At 62.5% G+C, this 1,828-nt stretch carries 2 protein-coding genes; one reads left to right on the forward strand and one right to left on the reverse strand.

What is annotated here, in order from left to right:
• Nucleotides 1–544, forward strand: a 544-nt coding sequence (locus tag VGE08_RS17625; protein WP_331069224.1) for a sigma-70 family RNA polymerase sigma factor, incomplete at its 5' end; no start/stop codon positions are given.
• A gap of 64 nt (nt 545–608) precedes the next feature.
• On the opposite strand, the gene VGE08_RS17630 is transcribed toward VGE08_RS17625, so the two are convergent.
• The gene (locus VGE08_RS17630; RefSeq protein WP_331069225.1) at nt 609–980 is read right to left on the reverse strand and encodes a SnoaL-like domain-containing protein; all 372 of its coding nucleotides are present in this window, start codon (nt 978–980) and stop codon (nt 609–611) included.
• Between the last annotated feature and the right edge of the window lie 848 nt (nt 981–1,828).

Genomic DNA, 1,828 nt, shown 5'->3' on the forward strand with positions numbered 1-1,828 from the left:
GATCCGCCAGGCGATCACCCGCTCGATCGCCGACCAGGCGCGCACCATCCGCATCCCGGTGCACATGATCGAGACGATCAACAAGTTGAACCGCATTTCCCGCCAGATGCTGCAGCAGTTCGGCCGCGAGGCCACGCCGGAAGAACTGGCCAAGGAAATGGAGATGCCCGAGGACAAGATCCGCAAGGTCTTGAAGATCGCCAAGGAACCGATCTCCATGGAAACCCCGATCGGCGACGACGAGGATTCCCACCTGGGCGACTTCATCGAGGACGGCAACGCCAGCTCGCCGGTCGACTCGGCCACCGAGACCGGCCTGATGGAAACCGTGCGCGACGTGCTCGCCGGGCTGACCCCGCGCGAAGCCAAGGTGCTGCGCATGCGCTTCGGCATCGACATGAACACCGATCACACGCTGGAAGAAGTCGGCAAGCAGTTCGACGTCACCCGTGAGCGGATCCGTCAGATCGAGGCCAAGGCGTTGCGCAAGCTGCGTCACCCGAGCCGCTCCGAACAGCTGCGCTCGTTCCTCGACGTCGAGTAATTGGCGACGTCGGCATGACGAAGAAGCCCCGCCGATGCGGGGCTTCTTCATTTCAGGAGACGGTTCAGCCGACGTCGTAGAAGAACTGCTCGCGCACGATCTTGCCGCCGTGCACGCGGTATACGCAGATCTCGCTCATGTTCATCCGGCCGCGGCCCTTCATCGTCACGTCCATCGCCAGCGCTATGCTGAACCAGTTCTCCGCGATCACCGGCTCGCTCACGCTGCCGCCATGCACAGCCTCGATCATCGCGTTGAACTGGCGACCCTTCTCGTAGATCGCCGCCAGTCCCTGCACGCTGCCCAGCGCGCCCGGCGGCAGCCCGTCCGGCTCGATACTCACCGCATCCTCGGCATACAGCTCGCGCTGCGCTTCCTCGTATTTGCCTTCCCGGCACAACTCGACCAACCGTTTCGCGATCGCTTCGGTGTTCATGCGTACTCTCCGGCTCGTGGGGGAACGCGCAGCCTACGCCCCGGGCCATCGCGTCGCCACACGACTCGTGGCACGCTGCCGCGTGCGATACGCAGAAACCGCGAGGACACCCGCGCGGTTCCCGCCGCTGGCACGCCCCCGATAACTCCTCTACCATTCATCGCTTGTGGGCCTATAGCTCAACGGTTAGAGCAGGGGACTCATCGAAAGGTGCCGCCAGGCAGGAATGCCTGGACGGGAACGGGATGAATTCAGGGAAACCTCAGCGGCGCGCAACGCGGCCGGTGGCAACCCTGAGCCAAGCCGGCGGTACACCGCCGGAAGGTGCAGAGACTACCTGAGGGCTTCAGCGCCCTTGATCACAGGCTCGAGCGTCCCGCACCCCACCCGCCGCAGGCGAAGGGTGAAGAGATAGTCCGCGCCGGAGGGAAACCTTCGGAACACGCGAATCCCTTGGTTCCAGGTTCGAATCCTGGTGGGCCCACCAAATGCTTGCATGCCGCCTCGGATTTTCTGGAAAGCATAGTTTGGCCTGAATGGCCAACTTATGATTTCCAGAACGCATAGTCGGACCGGCGCCTGGGCAAATGGCTATCTATGGTTCAACTGCAGATTGCAGGCTTGTTGACCAATCATTGCCAGCACAGCTGACCAGGCTCGCCACGTAAATTGACCGGCATCGCCATCCAGTTGACCAACCACTAAAGGTCGCTTGTCGACCCATTTCTGCCGGTCGCGGCGTCGACGAGCGACACACAAGGAACTTGGCCTGAGGCGATCCCTGAGTGCCAAAGTGGTCTGGCCCCCTAGTAGGATGGCTCTCCATCATTGGGGCGACGAAGCCATGA

It is taken from the genome of Steroidobacter sp. (assembly GCF_036406195.1).
GTDB lineage: Bacteria > Pseudomonadota > Gammaproteobacteria > Steroidobacterales > Steroidobacteraceae > Steroidobacter.

Bases quoted from the DNA above. Each gene is read 5' to 3' on its own strand.
- VGE08_RS17630 (WP_331069225.1), bottom strand. From the start codon at position 980: ATGAACACCGAAGCGATCGCGAAACGGTTGGTCGAGTTGTGCCGGGAA.